This window comes from Leifsonia sp. HAY1-4F (assembly GCF_056755275.1).
In genome coordinates this window covers 1-262 of sequence record NZ_JBNDHX010000353.1, presented here as the reverse complement: position 1 = coordinate 262, position 262 = coordinate 1, and the positions used below count along the sequence as shown (strand labels likewise).

The 262-nt window shown below is 58.0% G+C and carries 1 protein-coding gene; it reads right to left on the bottom strand.

Features of this window, described 5'->3' with window-relative positions; genetic code table 11:
- On the bottom strand, positions 1 to 262 hold a 262-nt coding region (locus ACPYOG_RS19805), incomplete at both ends, for a ribonucleotide-diphosphate reductase subunit beta (protein ID WP_481295825.1).

Below are 262 nucleotides of genomic sequence, written 5' to 3'. Positions count from 1 at the left end.
CCTCGGAAACCTTCTCCAGGCCCTTCTGGAACTTGTAGCCGATGTAGTAGCCGTGCACGGCCTCGTCGCGGATGATGAGGCGGATGAGGTCAGCGGTGTTCGTCAGCTTGGCGCGTGAGGACCAGTACATGGGCAGGTAGAAGCCCGAGTAGAACAGAAAGCTCTCCAGCAGGGTGGAAGCAACCTTGCGCTTCAGGGGATCGTCACCCTGGTAGTAGTCCATGACGATCTGCGCCTTCTTCTGCAGGTTCTCGTTTTCGAG